Origin of the sequence: Micromonospora sp. NPDC005206, assembly GCF_040608175.1 — a bacterium.
Lineage (GTDB): Bacteria > Actinomycetota > Actinomycetes > Mycobacteriales > Micromonosporaceae > Micromonospora.
In genome coordinates, this window is record NZ_JBEXHU010000013.1 from 119,386 (window position 1) to 136,379 (window position 16,994).

18 protein-coding genes are annotated in these 16,994 nt (G+C 72.5%); 6 read left to right on the forward strand and 12 right to left on the reverse strand.

What is annotated here, in order from left to right; genetic code table 11:
• Nucleotides 1-24 precede the first annotated feature (24 nt).
• The 4 genes from ABZU69_RS20965 to ABZU69_RS20980 all read right to left on the reverse strand — a co-directional run bounded on the left by ABZU69_RS20965 (nucleotide 25) and on the right by ABZU69_RS20980 (nucleotide 5,449).
• Entirely contained in the window at nucleotides 25-2,181 is a 2,157-nt protein-coding gene (locus tag ABZU69_RS20965; RefSeq protein WP_354966005.1) for a hypothetical protein, read from the reverse strand.
• Between the two features lie 118 nt (nucleotides 2,182-2,299).
• Nucleotides 2,300-3,064 carry a TetR/AcrR family transcriptional regulator gene (locus ABZU69_RS20970; protein ID WP_354966006.1) on the reverse strand — a complete coding sequence of 255 codons (765 nt, stop codon included), beginning with the start codon at nucleotides 3,062-3,064 and terminating at the stop codon, nucleotides 2,300-2,302.
• A 61-nt stretch (nucleotides 3,065-3,125) separates the two neighbouring features.
• Complete coding sequence (locus tag ABZU69_RS20975) at nucleotides 3,126-4,760, reverse strand: MFS transporter (RefSeq protein WP_354966007.1); 1,635 nt, start codon at nucleotides 4,758-4,760, stop codon at nucleotides 3,126-3,128.
• Entirely contained in the window at nucleotides 4,754-5,449 is a 696-nt protein-coding gene (locus tag ABZU69_RS20980; protein ID WP_354966008.1) for an SDR family oxidoreductase, read from the reverse strand. The genes ABZU69_RS20975 and ABZU69_RS20980 overlap by 7 nt, the downstream gene beginning before the upstream one ends.
• 185 nt (nucleotides 5,450-5,634) lie before the next feature.
• Between ABZU69_RS20980 and ABZU69_RS20985 the strand changes: the two genes are divergently transcribed.
• The 3 genes from ABZU69_RS20985 to ABZU69_RS20995 all read left to right on the forward strand — a co-directional run bounded on the left by ABZU69_RS20985 (nucleotide 5,635) and on the right by ABZU69_RS20995 (nucleotide 8,749).
• Nucleotides 5,635-6,927 (forward strand): sensor domain-containing protein, encoded by a 1,293-nt coding sequence (locus ABZU69_RS20985; RefSeq protein WP_354966009.1) that lies wholly within the window; start codon nucleotides 5,635-5,637, stop codon nucleotides 6,925-6,927.
• Nucleotides 6,915-7,580 (forward strand): response regulator transcription factor, encoded by a 666-nt coding sequence (locus ABZU69_RS20990; RefSeq protein WP_354966010.1) that lies wholly within the window; start codon nucleotides 6,915-6,917, stop codon nucleotides 7,578-7,580. The genes ABZU69_RS20985 and ABZU69_RS20990 overlap by 13 nt, the downstream gene beginning before the upstream one ends.
• Before the next feature lie 98 nt (nucleotides 7,581-7,678).
• The gene (locus ABZU69_RS20995) at nucleotides 7,679-8,749 is read left to right on the forward strand and encodes a Gfo/Idh/MocA family oxidoreductase (RefSeq protein WP_354966011.1); all 1,071 of its coding nucleotides are present in this window, start codon (nucleotides 7,679-7,681) and stop codon (nucleotides 8,747-8,749) included.
• 69 nt (nucleotides 8,750-8,818) lie between these two features.
• Here the strand turns inward: ABZU69_RS20995 and ABZU69_RS21000 are convergent, their stop codons facing one another.
• From ABZU69_RS21000 to ABZU69_RS21010, 3 genes are all read right to left on the reverse strand, one after another.
• Nucleotides 8,819-8,977, reverse strand: a complete 159-nt coding sequence (locus tag ABZU69_RS21000) for a hypothetical protein (protein ID WP_354966012.1) — start codon at nucleotides 8,975-8,977, stop codon at nucleotides 8,819-8,821.
• 150 nt (nucleotides 8,978-9,127) lie between these two features.
• A complete protein-coding gene (locus ABZU69_RS21005) occupies nucleotides 9,128-9,382 on the reverse strand; it encodes a hypothetical protein (RefSeq protein WP_354966013.1) in 255 nt (84 codons plus the stop codon).
• On the reverse strand, nucleotides 9,379-9,555 hold the full coding sequence (locus ABZU69_RS21010) for a hypothetical protein (RefSeq protein ID WP_354966014.1): 177 nt from the start codon (nucleotides 9,553-9,555) through the stop codon (nucleotides 9,379-9,381). Before ABZU69_RS21010 ends, ABZU69_RS21005 begins: the two co-directional genes overlap by 4 nt.
• 212 nt (nucleotides 9,556-9,767) lie before the next feature.
• Here ABZU69_RS21010 and ABZU69_RS21015 point away from each other — a divergent pair, with 212 nt between their 5' ends.
• Both ABZU69_RS21015 and ABZU69_RS21020 read left to right on the forward strand, forming a co-directional pair.
• A complete protein-coding gene (locus tag ABZU69_RS21015; RefSeq protein ID WP_354966015.1) occupies nucleotides 9,768-10,634 on the forward strand; it encodes a helix-turn-helix transcriptional regulator in 867 nt (288 codons plus the stop codon).
• Nucleotides 10,627-10,824, forward strand: coding sequence for a DUF397 domain-containing protein (locus ABZU69_RS21020; RefSeq protein ID WP_354966016.1), 198 nt, complete (start codon nucleotides 10,627-10,629; stop codon nucleotides 10,822-10,824). The genes ABZU69_RS21015 and ABZU69_RS21020 overlap by 8 nt, the downstream gene beginning before the upstream one ends.
• A 100-nt stretch (nucleotides 10,825-10,924) precedes the next feature.
• Here the strand turns inward: ABZU69_RS21020 and ABZU69_RS21025 are convergent, their stop codons facing one another.
• Both ABZU69_RS21025 and ABZU69_RS21030 read right to left on the reverse strand, forming a co-directional pair.
• Complete coding sequence (locus tag ABZU69_RS21025) at nucleotides 10,925-11,143, reverse strand: hypothetical protein (protein ID WP_074318338.1); 219 nt, start codon at nucleotides 11,141-11,143, stop codon at nucleotides 10,925-10,927.
• Between the two features lie 198 nt (nucleotides 11,144-11,341).
• Nucleotides 11,342-12,433: a PIN domain-containing protein gene (locus tag ABZU69_RS21030; RefSeq protein ID WP_354966017.1), complete on the reverse strand. Its 1,092-nt coding sequence runs from the start codon at nucleotides 12,431-12,433 to the stop codon at nucleotides 11,342-11,344.
• A 205-nt stretch (nucleotides 12,434-12,638) separates the two neighbouring features.
• Here ABZU69_RS21030 and ABZU69_RS21035 point away from each other — a divergent pair, with 205 nt between their 5' ends.
• A complete protein-coding gene (locus tag ABZU69_RS21035) occupies nucleotides 12,639-14,669 on the forward strand; it encodes a glycosyl hydrolase family 28-related protein (RefSeq protein WP_354966018.1) in 2,031 nt (676 codons plus the stop codon).
• A gap of 51 nt (nucleotides 14,670-14,720) precedes the next feature.
• Here the strand turns inward: ABZU69_RS21035 and ABZU69_RS21040 are convergent, their stop codons facing one another.
• The 3 genes from ABZU69_RS21040 to ABZU69_RS21050 form a co-directional block, all read right to left on the reverse strand.
• Nucleotides 14,721-15,062 (reverse strand): hypothetical protein, encoded by a 342-nt coding sequence (locus ABZU69_RS21040; protein WP_089016864.1) that lies wholly within the window; start codon nucleotides 15,060-15,062, stop codon nucleotides 14,721-14,723.
• Nucleotides 15,063-15,098: 36 nt separating this feature from the next.
• A complete protein-coding gene (locus ABZU69_RS21045; protein WP_354966019.1) occupies nucleotides 15,099-15,725 on the reverse strand; it encodes a hypothetical protein in 627 nt (208 codons plus the stop codon).
• Nucleotides 15,726-15,853: 128 nt separating this feature from the next.
• Nucleotides 15,854-16,948 (reverse strand): SRPBCC domain-containing protein, encoded by a 1,095-nt coding sequence (locus ABZU69_RS21050; protein WP_354966020.1) that lies wholly within the window; start codon nucleotides 16,946-16,948, stop codon nucleotides 15,854-15,856.
• Nucleotides 16,949-16,994 lie beyond the last annotated feature (46 nt).

The following is a 16,994-nucleotide window of genomic DNA, read 5'->3' on the forward strand; positions in this document are numbered from 1 at the left end:
CGGCCCGGATCCATCGGCGACCGCTCAGTCACCGTCCTGGTCGCGTAGTCGACCGGCGAGTTCGCGCACCGCTGCCCGGAACTCGGGGTCGGACTCGCCCGGGTGGTGCCCCCGCAGCGGCGGCGCCCGGCGCTCCCCTGGCCGCGCCGGCAGGTCCCGAGGATCCCGCAGCCGCCGATCGACCCGCGTGGCGGGGTTGGTCACGTCGAGCGGCGGATCGCCGGGCCGGTGCGCGGCGAAGATCCAGCCACCGATCGGGTCGGTGTCCCGCCACAGGTTCAACCACCGCCACCCGACCCGCTCCCCCACCTGGCGCAGCACCTCCTCGCTCAGGTACGCCGGGAACAGCCGGGCGTACAGGCGGTCCAGCGGGGACCCGTAGGTGAGCAGCGCGACCCGCTGACGCACGCCCGGCGGGAGCCGCAGCACCGCGAGGGCCAGCAGCGCGGAGCCGTGGCTGTGCCCGCAGAGCACCACCCCGGCGTGCCGCTGCGTGAGCTGGGTGATCCGGTCGACCAGCTCGGGCACCGCGCGGTCGGCGTAGCTCGCGGGCGCGAACGGGTGGGCGGCCCGGGGCCAGAACGTGCCCAGGTCCCACAGCACCCCGACGTACCGGCGGAACCACGCCGTCCGGTACGCGAACAGCCCGCCCAAAAGCAGGGCGAGCAGCAGGGCGGCGACGAAGTAGCTGCCCACGGCGAGGCCGACGCCGACGGACCCGGCTGGCAGCCCGAGGAGCTCCCGCCCCAGCTGGTCCGGTTCGAGCCGGAACTGTCCCAGCAGGCTGGTGGTCAGACCGATGACCGCCAGCGCCGCATAGGTCGCGGCGAGCAGCCCCAGCCACTCGGTGAAGCGGGCCCGGGCAATCATCTTCGTCACCCTGTGTAGATAATCGGCTGCTCCCGGCGGTGCCGTCGGGAAGTCCCGGGCGGTGATCGTCGCCGCGGCACGCCACCGGCGGCCACGCGAGAGCAGCGTCATCGCACCACACAGCACCACCGCCGCAACGACGTGCAGGAAGAAGGCCAGGATGGTCCAGTTGTACGCCAGCGGCTGACCGGCGATGCCGCCAAGCAAGTTCCCGGCCCAGTAGACCAGGGCTGCGGAGAACGCTCCGGCCAGGCCGACCGCGATGGCCGCGATGACCGCCGCGCCCAGCCCGTGCCGCGGTGCGCCGCGAGGGACCCCTCGACCGTGGTCCCACAGCACCAGCCCGCCCAGCGCCACGAGCAGCGACATCTGGACGAGCGACACCGAGCCGAGGATCCGCCCGTACCCCGGCAGCCCGGTCGACGACGGCCAGCCCCGCGAATCCAGGGCCACGATGGCGAGGGTGGCCACGCTCAGGCCGTACGCCACCAGGCGCAGCGCGCCGGCGACCCGGCCGGCGGGCAGGGCGGTCGCCGAGCCGTCCACCAGCCCCGGCACGCCGAGCAGAACGACGGAGGCGAGCAGCACCGCCCCGGTGAGCGCGAGCAGCACGGTCGTCGCGGTCGTCCGGCCGCCGGCCGACCGGGCGACGAGCAGCACCAGGTCGACCACGGCGAGCGCGGCGGCGACGTGGGTCGCCCGCAGCCGTCCGACGAGTGGCTCGACGGCCCACAGCGAGTTGTCGACGGGACGGCGCCGACGGGCGCCGAGCAGCCGGAGAAGTCCGACGGCGGCAATCGGCAGCAGAGCCAGCACCGCCAGTCGCTGCCCGATCGACCAGTCGTCGAGCCCGGCGAGCCCTCCACGCCCCGCCGGGCAGCGGGCCATGCCGAGACAGCGCCAAGCGAGCAGGTCGAGCGCGACACCGGCCGTCGACAGCACGTAGAGCACCGTGAGGTCGAGCGCGACGAGCCGGCACAGGACGGTGACGCCGGGGCCGCTCCACCGACCCGTCGGCCTCATCCAGACCGCCAGGTTGCTGAGCATGAACGGCAGCAGGAAGACCAGGGAGAGCGTCCGGGCCACGGTGCCCGAGGGCAGATCGCCCCACCGGTACGCCTCCAGCGTGACCCCGTCCGGGTCGGTGTCGTCGGCCTGGGGGGCCCGACGGTGGAACCCGCCACTGCGGTCACCGGCGACCTGCCGCACGTGTGCCTGGTCGAGCACCCGCTCCGGTCCCGCCCCGGAGACGCCATGCACCCGCAACTCCACGACGTCGTCGTGCCGCCGCCCCGGAAGCCCGTTCGCCATCGCCATCCTTCCAGGCCCCCGGTGTCGCCGCCTCCAGTCGTACCACCCGCAGGGCCGGAGCCGGGTCGGTTTCCCGGGCCCGCCAGTCCGTCTGTCGCGGCGGGTCGGGCTGCCTGGGTCAGCCGGCCGCCCGCTCGCCGACCACCACCGAGATGCCGTCCAGGACCCTTTGCAGGCCGAACTCGAAGGCGTACTCCGGCCCGTACGCGGCGCCGTGCTGCTGGCCCGCCGCGGTGCCGACCCGGGCGGCGGTCGGGTAGCTGCCGGCCGTCATGACCCTCTCCAGGAAGGGCGCGTGCGACTGCCACCACTGGCCGTCGGTCATGCCGGTCTCCCGCTCCAGGTCGACCACCTCGGACGCGGCGCGCGCGGCACTCTTCACGTGCCCGAGGACGAGGGTGAGCACCGCGTCCATCTCCACGTCGGTCAGCCCGATGTCGGCGACGGCGCTCAGCTCGTGGTCGTACTTGCCCACCAGGTGGGGGCCGAGCACGGGTCGGGTCGTCTCGGCCCGCAGCATCCAGAGGTGTCGCCGGTAGAGGGCGAGATTGTCCCGGGCGATCCGCTCCAGCCGGGCCCGCCAGTCGCCGGCGACGGCGGCGCGGGGCATCTCGCCGTACACGGTGTCGATCATGACGTCGACGAGTTCGGCCTTGCCCGGCACGTAGGTGTAGACGGACATCGTGCCGACGCCCAGCGCCTCGGCGACCCGGCGCATGGTCAGCGCGTCGAGGCCCTCGGCGTCCGCGATGGCGACGGCGGCCCGGACGATCCGGTCGACACTGAGCCCCGGCCCCGCGCTGCGGCTGGTCGGCTCGCCGGTGCGCCACAGGATGGCCAGGCTGCGGGCCGGATCCGCGGTCGCCTTGCGCTCACTCGCCATGGTGCGGCCATCCTAGCAACGCGGCCGTACGTCGTACGCCACCTGCCGACCGCTGCCAACGTCAGAGCGCCTGCCGGTCGTCGGTCAGCGTCGGGCCGGCTGCGGCCGGCACCAGGTGACGCACCTCCGGTTCGCCGTCGGTCAGCTCCCGGGCCCGCTCCTCGGCCTCGCGGTCCTCGCTCGTCAACCGGCCGCCGTGCTGACGCAGGTGCTCGCCCCAGGACGGCACCATGTACACCTCGACGAACCGGTCCGTGGTCTCGGCCGGCCGGAACAGCCCCCAACGCATCGCGCCGGTCCGCTGGCGGGCGCCGCGCACCAGATCCATCGCCGCCAGGAACGGCTGTGTCCGCTCCGGCCGGACGGTGTACTCCACGATCACCAGCACCGGCCCGACCCGGGGGTCCGGGTCGTGCGCCAGGTGCAGCTGGGGCCAGTAGCTGGCCGGATCCCGGTTCACCGTCGGCAGGTCCGGCAGCGGCCAGACCCGACTGGTCACGGTGCCGACCAGCATGAACACCGCCGCGGCGACGAAGGCCGCCACCAGCCCGGCCAGGTCGGCCACCAGACCCCAGACGAACGCGCCCACCGCCTGCCCGCCGGCGAAGAAGATCTGGTAGACGGCCAACCCTCGGGCTCGCACCCAGCTCGGCAGGAAGACCTGCATCTCGGCGTTGACGTTGGCCAGCACCGTCACCCAGGCCAACCCGGCGGGCAGCAGGGCGATGAGCACCAGCGGCACCACCCGCACCGTGCCGACCACCGTCAGCGCGGCGGTGAACAGCACCCCGGCGATGAACAGCAACTGGTTGGCCGACAGCCGGGTCCGGATCACAGCCAGCAGCACGCCACCCGCGATGGCTCCCACCCCGAGGGCTGCCAGCAGCAGACCGTACCCACCGGAACCCAGCCCGAGTCGGCGGTTGGCCACCAGCGGAAGCAGCGCCCACAGTGCGCTGGCCGGGATCACGAAGACCAGCGCGCGGCGCAGCAACCGGCGGACAGTCGGCGAGTGCCGTACGTAGCGGCTGCCGGCACGCAGCGCCGCGGTGAACCGCTCGGGCACCTCGACCGCGCGGGCGTTGCCCGGTTTCCAGCGCGCCAACGCGTACGTGAAGATCAGAAACGCGATGGCGTTGAGCGCGAAGACCGGGGCGACGCCGGTCTGGGCGATCAACACGCCGGCCACCGCCGGCCCGACCGCCCGCGCCATGTTCACGCTGATCGAACCGAGCGCGGAGGCCGCCCGGAGCTGGTCCTGCGGCACCAGCTCCGGGATCACCGCCGCCCAGGCCGGCAGGGTGAGCGCCTGCCCGACCCCGAACGCGAACGTGAGGGTGAGCAGCAGCGCGGGCGGCATCCGGTCGGTGACGGTGAGCAGGGTCAACGCCACCGCCACCACCACCAGGAACAGCTGTACGGCGATCAGCAGGTGCCGGCGGTCGAAGTTGTCGGCCAGCACGCCGGCGGGCAGTGCCAGCAGCAGCACCGGCAGCAGGCTCGCGGTCTGGACCAGGGCGACCAGGGTGGAGGCGTTGGAGTGGTGGATCAGCAGCCACTGCGCGCCGACCGTCTGCATCCAGGTGCCGATGTTGGCGGCGAGCAGAGCCAGCCACAGGTTGCGGTAGACGGCGGTCCGCAGGGGCGCCCACACCGAGGTCGGACGGTCGGCGGGTCCGGCCGCCGCCGTCACCACCGCCCGTCCGCGCGCAGCACGCGCTCTCCCGAGACGTAGAGATCGCCGGGTTCGAGCAGCAGCAGCCGGACGACTTCGGTGGCGACCTGATCGGGACGGGCGTACACCTCGTCCAGGAACTCGGCGCCGACCCGTTCCTGCAGCCGGGTCGGCATCGGCCCGGGATGCAGCTGCATCACCTTGATCTGGTTGCTGTGCTGGGCCTCGGCCAGCGACTCGACCAGGCTGCTGCCGTAGCTCTTGGTCGCCCGGTAGACCGGGATGCCGGGCCGGGGGGACGTCACCGCCATCGCGCCGATGTACACGATGTTCCCGTGGCCCTGCCGGTGCAGGTGCTGCAACGCCTCCCGGAGTACGTACGTGACGCCCAGAACGTTGATCTCCACGGCCCGCCGGATGTGCTCCACGGAGAGGTCCGCCAGGTCGCCACCCGCCCACATCGACGCACAGGCCGCCACCCCGTCGATCGTGCCGTAACGCTCGACAACCTCGGCGAACGTGTCGCGAACCTGCTCGTGGGAGGAGACGTCACACACCGCCCCGGCGCAGCCCAGCTCGTCGGTCACCGTGGCGATCTCGGCCGCGACGTCACCGAGCACCACCACCCGGTGCTCGTCGACCAGCAGCCGGGCCACCGCGAGGCCGAGCCCGCTGGTAGCGCCGACCACCACGAAGGTTCTGGCACCCATGTCTCTCCAGCCACCGCCAGCACACGTCACGCGGATCGCGCGACGGCGCGTTCTTCCCGTTTCCGGCCACACCACACCCCGTCGCAGCCCGCCTCGGTCCGGGCGGCGACGGTAGGGCTGGGCATACCCCAGGAGTGGATCTGGACGGCTGGGTCGACCCGGGCGCGGCGATTAGCGTCTGCGTCATGACCCCGGAACACCCCTGCCACCTGGCCGAGGCGCTGCGCCGCCGCGGCTGGCTGGTCTCCGCCTGGCCCTGGCGCGCGCTGGTCTACCTGGTCAGCACCGTGCCGGTCGCCGGTGTGCTCGCCGTCGGGCTGCTCGTCGTCGTCGCGCCCCTGCTGGCAGCCGTCAACGGCGTACGACTGCAGGGCCGGCCGCCGGAGGTCCCGCTCCTGCTGTTCCTGACGGTCGGCAGCCTCGTCCTGCTGACGCTGGCGCCGCTTGTGAGCTTCCCGGTGGCCGCCGTCGAGCGATGGCGGCTCGGCCTCGTGGACGGCCGCCCGCTGCCCGCGTCGCCGTGGCCGGGCCTGGCCGCCCGCTACCGCACCGCCGCCGGGTGGCGGGAGGTGGCGTACCTGTTCTGGCTGGGCGGGTTCGTGCCGATCGCGTACTGGGTGCTGCTGCTGGTGGTGCTGCTCGACCTCGGGATGGTCACCAGCCCCTGGCTGGCCGGTGACGCCAACCAGCCCGTCGTCATCTGGCGCACGGTGGACAGCCCCGGCGAGGCGGTCCCGTACGCGATCGTGGGTGTGCTCCTCATCCCGGTGCTCTGGTACGCGGCCGGGCTGCTCGCCGCCGCCCAGGCCGCCGTGACCCGATGGGCGCTGGCTTGGCCGGTCGACGCGGCGGCGCTTCGCGAGGTCGCCCGGTCCCGGACCCGGCTGGTCGGCGCGTACGAGGCCGAACGGCGGCGGATCGAGCGCGACCTGCACGACGGCGCCCAACCCCGGTTGACCAGCCTCACCCTCCAGCTGGGCCTGGCCCGGCTGGACGTGCCCGAGGACTCCCCCGCGGCCCGGCCCCTGGCCGTCGCGCACGACCAGGCCCGGGGCCTGATGGTGATGCTCCGGCAGTTGGTGCACGGCATCCGGCCGCAGAGCCTCACCGACCTCGGTCTCGCCGGTGCGGCACGCGAGCTGGCCGACGCGACCACCGTCGCGGTCACCGTACGGGCCGATCTCGACGGCGAGCTACCGGAGATCGTCGAGACCACCGCCTACTTCGTGGTGTCGGAGGCGCTGGGCAACGTGGCGCGGCACGCCCGGGCGACCCGCGCCGAGGTACGCCTCGCCCGGACCGGCGGAGACCTCGTCGTCGAGGTGTCCGACGACGGCCGCGGCGGCGCCGACCCCACCCGGGGCACCGGCCTGACCGGCCTCGCCGACCGGGTCGCCGCCGCCGACGGCCGGCTGCTGCTCTCCAGCCCACCCGGCGGGCCTACCCTGGTCCGGGTGGAGCTGCCATGTCGTCCTTGACCCGGGTGGTGCTCGCCGAGGACGAGGTGCTGCTGCGCGAGGGGCTGGTCGGGCTGCTCACCCGATTCGACTTCACGGTGTGTGCCGCCGTCGGCTCGGCTCCGGAGCTGCTGGACGCGGCCCGCACGCACCGGCCGGACCTGGTGCTGACCGACATCCGGATGCCGCCCGGCCGGCGAGACGACGGGTTGCGGGCCGCCGTGGCGTTGCGCGCCGAGCGACCCCAGCTCCCGGTCGTGGTCCTGAGCCAGTACGTGCAGACCGGGTACGCCGCGGCGCTGCTGGACAGCGGCGACGGCCAGCGGGTGGGTTACCTGCTCAAGGACCGGGTGGCCGAGGTCGCCGAGTTCGTCGACACGCTGCACCGGGTCACGGCCGGCGGCACCGCCATCGACCCGGACGTCGTCCGGCAGCTGCTGCACCGCCCGCGTGACCCGCTCGCCGCGCTCTCCGCCCGGGAACGTGAGGTGCTGGCGCTGCTGGCCGAGGGCCGGTCCAACGCGTCGATCGCCGCCCGGCTGCACGTCACGGAGGCGGCGGTCGGCAAGCACGTCGGCAACATCCTGCTGAAGCTCGACCTGCCGCCCAGCGACGACACCAACCGCCGGGTGCTCGCGGTGCTCACCTACCTGCGCGCCGACCCGGCCAGCTGAGCAGCGCCGGGCGCGGGCCGGACCGGGCCGACCGGGGCGTAGATTCGATCACCGGGACCGCCGCCACCAGGGCGCGGACCGGGAGACGGGAGCACGGCATGGCGGAGGCGCTGCGGGTCGGTCTGCTGGGGTACGGGCTGGCGGGCCGGGTGTTCCACGCACCGCTGATCGCCGCGACGCCCGGGCTGCGGCTGGACGCCATCATGACCCGCGATCCGCAGAAGCGTGAGCAGGCCCGGCAGCACCACCCGGACGCCCGCCTGGTCGACGACGCCGACGAGTTGTGGCGTACGCCCGACGCGCTGGACCTGGTCGTGGTGGCGACGCCGAACCGGCTGCACGTGCCGATGGCCCGGGCGGCGGTGGCGGCCGGCCTGCCGGTCGTCGTCGACAAGCCGCTGGCACCCACCGCCGCCGACAGTCGGGCGCTGGTCGAGGACGCCGACCGCCGGGGAGTGCCGCTGACGGTGTTCCAGAACCGCCGGTGGGACGGCGACTTCCTGACCGCACGCCGCCTCGTGGAGCAGGGCGAGTTGGGGCGGGTGCTCCGCTTCGAGTCCCGGTTCGAGCGGTTCCGCCCGACCATCAAGCCGGGCTGGCGGGAGCTTGCCGGCCCCGAGGAGGCCGGAGGCGCCCTCTTCGACCTCGGCGCCCACCTCATCGACCAGGCCGTACAGCTCTTCGGTGCCGTCGACCGCGTCTACGCCGAGGTCGACCGCCGCCGCGAGGGCGCCGCGGTCGACGACGACGCGTTCGTGGCGTTGACCCACGCCAACGGGGTGCACTCGCACCTCTGGATGGGCGCGATCACCGCTCAGCTCGGGCCCCGGCTGCGGGTGCTCGGTGACCGGGCCGGCTACACGACGTACGGGCTGGACGTGCAGGAAGCGGCGCTGCACGACGGTGGCCGGCCGGACCAGCCGGGCTGGGGCGAGGTTCCGCCGGAGCGGTACGGCCTGCTCGGCGTCGACGGTGACCTGCGGCCGGTGCCCACCGAGCCCGGCTCGTACCAGAGCTTCTACCAGCAGGTGGCCGCGGCGCTGCGGGACGGCACCCCGATGCCGGTGGATCCGCGGGACTCGGTCGCCACCGTCGAGTTGATCGAGCTGGCGCACCGGTCGGCTGCCGAGGGCGTGGTGCTCCCGGTCCCGAAGGACCAGGCCGCCTGACCCCTGCCGTCGAGAGGGGCCGGCCCGGCTCGGGCCGGCTTCTCTGCCGGCGTTCTGCTCGGGCCGGCCCTAGCCGGCGTCCTGCTCGGTGCGGGCGTTATCCGACACCCGGGCCTCCTCGTCGGTCAGCGCGTCCTCGGACCGGTCGCCGAGCGCGGCCAGCCGGTGCTCGGCCTCCCGCGCCTCCTCCTCGATCCTCAGGTTCTCCTCGTCGGGACCCTGCGACATGGGCGACCTCCATCACGCGCGAACCGGCCGCCCCGGTGTACCCCGCCTGACGCGGGGGACACGGAATCGCACGGAACCGCTTGATCAGGTGAGTAGTCGCATCGACCCGTCGACGACTACACAGCATCAGGCGATCGAGAGGATCTGGGCTCAGCCGCCGATCAGGGACGAACGGCCGACCGCGGCCGGGTCCGTGAGCTTGCGGAGATTCTCCGGCTGCACGTAGATCTCCCGACGGGCGAACGCCTGGCCGGTCCGGTTCACCTGGTACCCGTCGAGCCACGCCCAGCCGTCGTAGGTGGTGGTGCGGTCCAGGACCCGGATCAGCCGGAATCTGATGGGCACCACGAACTGCGGGCTCGCGGACCGGTCAACCAGCACGAGGTCGGCCGCATGGAGCCTCATCTGATCGTCCGTTGCCGCCAGGCTGTCAGGCGTTCGGCGGCCTCGGCGAGCTTCGGGCACGTCCCGTCAGGCCGGCACAGGCGGCAGACGTTGCGGTGATGGAGGTCGATCACGTAACCGGCCATGATCACGAGGAACGGCGGCTCGGGCCGGTACTGCTCAATCATCGTCATCCCCTCCTGGTCGTCCGGCTGAGAGGGCTCGATCGGCCAGTAGAGGCCCGTCCACCAGCCCTGATACCTGTCACGATCCCGGGCCGGTGAATCCTCCTGCAACACTCGCCGTGAGATGTTCACTACGCACGGCACGTTTCGGGTGATGATGCGTGTGGCGTCCCAATCGACGCCGGATGACGTGTCAAGACGAGACGGAGAGGACGGCGCGAATGACCGAGGCTGGTTCGACGGTGCCGCGGCGGCAGCTCGGCCGGCTGCTGCGCCAGACCAGAGAGCAGGCAGGCATCGGGCTGGAGGCGGCTGCGTCCGACCTTGAGTGGTCCCGCGCCAAGATGTACCGCATCGAGTCCGGGCAGACCCCCGTGCGGGCGCTGGACGTCGACCAGATGTGCCGCCTCTACGGCGCCGCCGCGGACATGACCGAAGTCCTCGTGAGCCTGGCCAGCGAGTCCAAAAGCAAGGGCTGGTATCACGCCTACAGCGAGATCATCCCGAGGTGGTTCGAGCTGTACGTGGGGCTGGAGTCAGCGGCCAGCCGGATACGAACCTATGAACATGCCCTGGTACCCGGCCTGTTGCAGACGCCGGAGTACGCGGCTGAGGTAGGACGGACTCGACCAGAAACCTCGGACGACGAGGTGGCCAAGCTGGTGGAACTGCGGACCGAGCGTCAGCGAATCCTGGTCAGGAAGCGCCCGGCCGCGCCCACGTTGGACGTCATTCTTGAGGAGGCACTACTACACCGCGCCGTTCCCGGCATGGCTGGGCAGCTAGATCGGCTCATCGAGGCCGGCAACGCGTCCAACGTGTCCATCAGGCTTCTGCCGCTCGGCAGCAGGCTGAGTCAGGTGGCGGTGGCAGGGAATTTCGTCATCCTGGACTTCCCCACCACCGGTGCCAGGTCCGCAGAGCCCACGACGGTCTACAGCGAGGGACTGTCGGGAGCTCTGTACCTCGACCGGATCGAAGAGGTCCGCGCGTACGCCGAGGTCTGGAAGACGCTCACGTCAGAGGCGCTGAGCGTGCAGGAATCCCGCAAGCTCGTGCAGGACATCAAGGAGAGACACGATGGTTGATCTGACCGGCGCCGCTTGGCGCAAGAGCATCCGGAGCAGCGCTCAAGGCAACTGTGTCGAGGTGGCGGACAACCTGCCCGATGTCATCGGCGTTCGGGACAGCAAGGACGCGACCGGCCCCGCACTGCGGTTCCGCCCCGAGCAGTGGCGCACCTTCGTCGAAGCGACGCGCAGTGACCGGCTGACGTGACCCCGTCTCCGGCCGCCGCCGGGTGAGCCGTGCGCCGGGCCGGCCGGTGACCGCGCCGGGCTGGAGCCCTGGAGCGTTGCCGGCCCGGCCCGGTGCCGGATCAGCGCGTCAGTTCGCGCCAGGAAGGGTGGGTGCCGCGCCAGGCGTCGGCGAGGATGGCCGCCGAGGCCCGGCTGGGGCACTGCTGCACCCGCTCACGACCCGACGCCCCACCGATCTGGGCGCGGACCTCCCAACCCTGCCCGTCAGTACGGATGTACACGTCCCGGCGCCCGCGCGGGGTCGTGTCACCGTTCCACCAGTGTTCCTCCACCATCATTCGCCGACCGTATAGCAATTCCCCGGCAAGGGGTACGGCGCAGGTGGGCTCAGAGCGTGACAAGAGCCGCGATTCGGGCGCAGTTCGGGTCAACTCGAGACATGGAGGAGCCGCCGCGGCACTTCTCCCGTCCTGAGCAGCGGATCAGAACCGGGACGAGGCGCCTTCGGGCATGCCGGCCAGGGAGCCGGCTGGCACTCACCCCTGCGCGGTGAGCAGGTAGTCGTCCGCTTCGGGACTCCAGCGCAGGTCGACCACACCGCCGGTGGCGGCGGCCTTGCAGAACTGGAGGAAGCTGCGGTAGCCGAGCTTCTTCTCGCTGAAGTCGGGCCGGGCCCGGCGCAGCTGGTTCTTCAGCCCGGACAGGGCGACCGGGTTGCCCGCGCTGCCCAGGTCCGCCACAACGCCACGGAGCAGACCGAAGGCCACCTCACGATCGCCATGCTCCGGCAACGAGACCTCCGGGTCGCCCTTCGCGGGGCCCTCGGCCAGCTCGATCACGCTCTGCGCGGCGAGGTGACGCAGCAACTCGCCGAAGGTGCGGAACCCGTAGTCGGACTCGCTGAACGTCGGGTCCTTGCGCAGCAGGGTGCGCTTGAGCCGGGAGGCGGTCACCTCGCCGCTGGCGCTGCCCTGGAGCCCGGCCACCGTCTGGGCCACCAGCACGGCGAGGGCGTCCACGTCCCGGCCGGGCTCCTCCCCCGTCGGCTGCCGCTCCTCCTCCGGCTCCTGCTCCCGCTCCGGCTCGGGTGCACGCAGCTCCGGGCCCGGCTGCCGCACCGGACGGCCACGCCGGCCGTGGGTCGGCGGGATGTCCACACCCTCCAGCCGGTCGTAGTAGAGGAACTCGTCGCACGCCGGCGGGAGCAGCGCTGACGTGGACCCCTCGACGCCGACGCCGATGACCCGCTTGTTCAGCTCGCGGAGCTTGTGCACCAGCGGGGTGAAGTCGCTGTCGCCGCTACAGATCACGAAGGTGGAGATGTAGTCGCGTTCGAAGGCCAGCTCGATGGCATCCACGGCCATCTTGATGTCGGCCGCGTTCTTGCGGGAGGCGCCCATCCGCTGCGGGATCTCGATCAGCTCGACATGGGACCGGGTGAGCATCCGGCGGTCCTCGTCGAAGTAGGACCAGTCGGCGTACGCCCGGCGCACCACCACGCGCCCCCGCTCGGCCAGGGCGTCGGCGATGGGCCGGAAGTCGAAGGCCATGCCGCCGCGGTTGTCGCGAGCCCCCAGCGCGAGGTTCTCGTAGTCGAGGAACAGGGCGATCCGGTCTTCTTGATCCACGCGGTTCAGCCTACGCCCGTCGGGAGCCGCTCCGGTGGAGCTGGCCGACGGCGCGCATTGAAGCGTGTTGTCGGTTTCTTTCTGCTTCTCGGTCGTCACTTTTCATGTTTTCATCTTCCTCTTGCAACGTGACGCACGCCACTGGCATCATGGCGGTCGATGCTGAGCGCCGGTGAGAGCGCCCGCGGACCACAGAGGAGAGTCCATGTCCCGGAGCACGATCCCGGCGCGGCGACGCCCCCACCGGCCACTGACCGCGGGCGCGGTCGTGGCCGTGACCGCCCTCGCACTGCTGGGCGGTGGGCCCGCCGCAGCCGCCACCCGAGCATCCGGCGTGCAGCCGGTGGTCACCCGGGCCGCCCTCGACCCGGCGCTGGTCGCCGGGCGCGGCGCGAACGTCGGCTTTCTCGAGCAGGAGGCGGAGAACGCCCACACCAACGGCGAGATCATCGGCCCCGACCGGTCCGCCTACACGCTGCCCGCGGAGGCCTCCGGCCGCCGGGCGGTGCGGCTCACCCCCGGGGAGTACGTCGAGTTCGCCCTGCCCAGCGCGGCCAACGCGATCACCGTGCGGTACAGCATCCCGGACGCGCCGCGCGGCGGCGGGATCACCGCCCCGCTGGGCGTCGCGGTCAACGGCAAGCACGTCCGCAGCATGACGCTGACCTCGCAGTACTCATGGCTCTACAACCAGTACCCGTTCTCCAACGACCCCCAGGCCGGGCTGCTGAACCCGGACTGGTGGATCACCGAGTGCTCGTGCGTGCCGTCGGCCACCACGCCGTACCCGACCATCAGCACGCCGTTCCGGCCCACCCACTTCTACGACGAGCAGCGGCGCCTGCTCGGGCGCACCTACCGGGCCGGCGACCGGGTCCGGCTCACCGCGCCACCCGGCAGCGCGGCCGCCTGGACCGTCATCGACCTGCTCGACTCCGAACTGGTCGCGCCGCCGCACGTCCGGCTTCTCGCCGCGAACGTGCTGGCCTTCGGCGCCGACCCCACCGGCCGGCGGGACTCCGCCGCCGCCCTGGACCGGGCCATCGCCTTCGCCCGGCGGGCCCACCTGAAGGTGTACATCCCGCCGGGCACCTACCAGGTCAACCGGCACATCACCGTCGACGACGTGACCATCGAGGGCGCCGGCAGCTGGTACACCATCATCAAGGGCCGCGAGGTCGCCCTGCCGACGCCGGCCCCGGACGGCTCGGTGCACACCGGCGTCGGCTTCTACGGCCGCGACGCCGCTGACGGCGGCAGCCGCAACGTCCACCTCTCCGGCTTCGCCATCGAGGGGGACGTGCGGGAACGCATCGACACCGACCAGGTCAACGCGATCGGTGGGGCGATGAGTGACTCGACCATCGACGGGCTCTACCTGCACCACACCAAGGTGGGCCTGTGGTTCGACGGGCCGATGACGAACGTCCGCGTCACCAACAACATCATCGTCGACCAGATCGCGGACGCGCTCAACTTCCACACCGGCGTCACGAACTCGCTCGTCGCCCACAACTTCGTCCGCAACACCGGCGACGACGGCCTGGCGATGTGGTCGGAGACGACGGCCAACGCGCGGAACACGTTCGACCACAACACCGTGCAGTCGCCGACGTTGGCCAACGGCATCGCCATCTACGGCGGCAGGGACAACACCGTCTCGCACAACCTCATCGCCGATCCGGTGCGCGAGGGCAGCGGCATCCACGCCGGTTCGCGCTTCGGCGCGGAGCCGTTCACCGGTCACCTGCGGATCACCAACAACACCACCGCCCGCGCCGGCACGTACGAGCTGAACTGGAACATCGGGTTGGGCGCGATCTGGATCTTCGCCCTGGACCGGAGCATCGACGCGGCCATCGAGGTGGTCGGCGACGCATACCTCGACAACACCTACAACGCGATCATGGTGGTCAGCGACTGGCCGGTGAAGGACCTCTACTCGATCACCAACGTGCACTTCCGGAACGTCCGGGTCGACGGCACCGGCACCTCCGTGGTCAGCGCCCGCTCTTCCGGCTCGGCCTCGTTCGCCAACGTGGACGCCCGCAACGTGGGTGCGGTCGGCGTCAACAACTGCGGGTCGTTCCACTTCACCCCGGCCGGCTCGGAGTTCGCGCTGACCGACCTCGGCGGCAACGACGGCGGCTGGTTGGCCCCGTGGCTGTTGCCGAACACCATCACCTGCGACGACCGACCGCCCGTATCGCCGCCACCCCCACCGACTCGGTGGTGAAACGCGACGGGGGCCCGCTACCAGGCCCCCGTCGTCGTAGTTCGCCGCCTGTCAGCCGCCCAGCCGCTGCCGGGCCAGGAACTTCGGCACCACCATCCGCCACGCCTCGGTGACCAGCTCGGTCATGTACCCGTGCTCCAGCCGGGCGGTGTGGCAGCACACCCAGTGAAAGCGCAGGTCCGACTCGCCGGGCAGGAAGAACAGATCCGGCTCGGCGGCGACCAGCCCGGCCCGCTCCTGCTTGGGGAACCCGAAGCCCATCGTCGCCTCGTCACGGGAGAACGCGACGTACACGATGGACCCGACCCGGAACTTCACCCGATCCCGGATCAGATGCTCGCTGCTGCGGGGCAGCGTCCGGGCGAGGGCCCGCACGTCGGCGACGGTAATCACACCACGACCGTAACGCCCTGCCGGCCCGCCGTGGCGTCAGCGCGCTCGGGCGTACGCCAGCGGCACGGTCGTCGGCTGGCCGTTCCAGCTGCCACTGAGGACCGCCACGGCGGCATCGACCGCGCCGGCGCCGGGCCGACGTACGACGACCAACTCGACGGAATCGGTGACGATCAGCGAGGCGTCCTCATCGACCACCGGTACCGCGGCGTCGACCGGAAGCGGCGCGGCACCACTGCCGAGGATCGTCATGTTCGGCTCACGCAGCTCGCGTCGGCCGTCGACCTCGAAGTACTGCTCCGCCTGACCGGTGCCGGCGAGGATCGCGTCGGCCAGCGCCGTCGCGTACACCGGGTCCGCGCAGCCGTCGTACACCCAGCGCGGGCCGAGCACCGAGTGCTCGGTGGTGCCGACGAGCCAGTCGTCGGCGCCGTCGAGCGGCGCGGCGCGGTAGGTGAGCGGGACCTGGTGGACCGGCCCGTCGCCGGCGCCGACCAGGATCGTCTCGATGCCGACCGCGCCAGCGGGGTCGTCGAAGCGGTAGGCGCCCAGGGTCACCACGTCGGCGCCGGCCGGCCCCCGGTACCACGGTCGAGCGGGCAGCCAGGTCGCCAGCAGGTCGAGCTTCGAGGGGCGCAGGGTCGCCCGGTGCAGCAGTGCCATGCCGCCAGCCTAGGGACGACCGCCCGCCCGCATGCTCCCGGGTCGGGCCGTTGCCGGACGACCGCGAGAACCGGTGGACGCGGCACGATGGCCCTCCCCGCGCTCGGGCCGCCCGTCGCGGCCCGCGTTCACGTGCCCGCGCACGGATTGCCGTCCACCGTGCAGCCCTCCGGCTCCCTGGCCTTCGGCCGACTGTCGCGGACGTCGAACTGGAACGTCTTCGACCCGCCGGCCGGCACGGCCGGCCCGCTGAAGGTGAGCGTCCGCCCGTCCCGCTTCACGTCGGCGCCGTCGACGTCGTCGAAGGTGCTGCTCTCGGCGAGGGTCACCACCACGACCCAGTCCGCCACCGGTGCACCGCCCGGGTTCTCGACCACCACCTCGCCCGTGTAGCCGAACAGCCGGCTGGAGTCGGTGCGGTAGCTGGCGGTCAGCGGCGGTGATGCCGGGACCGAGGCGAGGGTGGGCGACGGCTTGACCGTCGGGGTGCGGCTCGGGCGGGCGGTCGCCGACGCGGCGGTCCGCGAGGGGCGCGCCGAGGGCGTCGCCCTCGGTGAGCCGGTGGGCACGACGGCCGCCTCGGACGCCGACGCCTGCGTCGGTGACGGTGTCGCCGGGGGTGGGGCGGCAGCGGTGTCCGGCTCGCCCGGCAACGCGACCCACGCCGCCAGCCCCGCGACCAGTACGGCGCCGGTCAGCACCGCGACCACCGTGCGGCGACGGCGGCGGGCCCGGGCGGGGCCCTCCCGGAGCGCGCCGATCGTCGGGAGTTCGGCCGTCATCCCGGCCTCACCGCGCCGCAGGTCGACCTGTTGGAAAGCGAGCCAGTCGAGAATGGCCGGCAGGCGCACGGTCAGCGCCTGCCGGAGCTGCTGCTCGCGTGGATCGTGCTGCTCGGCGGACCAGGTGCCGTGCGTCGTCACCTCGCGGACCGCCAGCCGGCAGCCCTGCTTCGTGGCGGTGACGGCACAGGTCACCTCGGTGAGCCGGCCCGCCTCGTCGCAGCGCATCGTGAGCAGCTCGGGCACACGCCGTTCGATCACCTCGACCTCGACGTTGGCGTCGAAGCCGGGCAACCCGGCCGTGTGCAGCACCAGCCGGTCCGGGACTTCCGCCACGTCGGCCTCGGCGAACCACCGGCCGAGCAGCTCCCGGTCCGTCAATGCGAGCCACACCCGGTCCGGCGGGTGGGACAGGTCGACCTGCGCGCCGATCTCGATCACGGCGAGACTCTACGGCTTCCGCCGCCATCCCGTCCGGGCCGGCCGG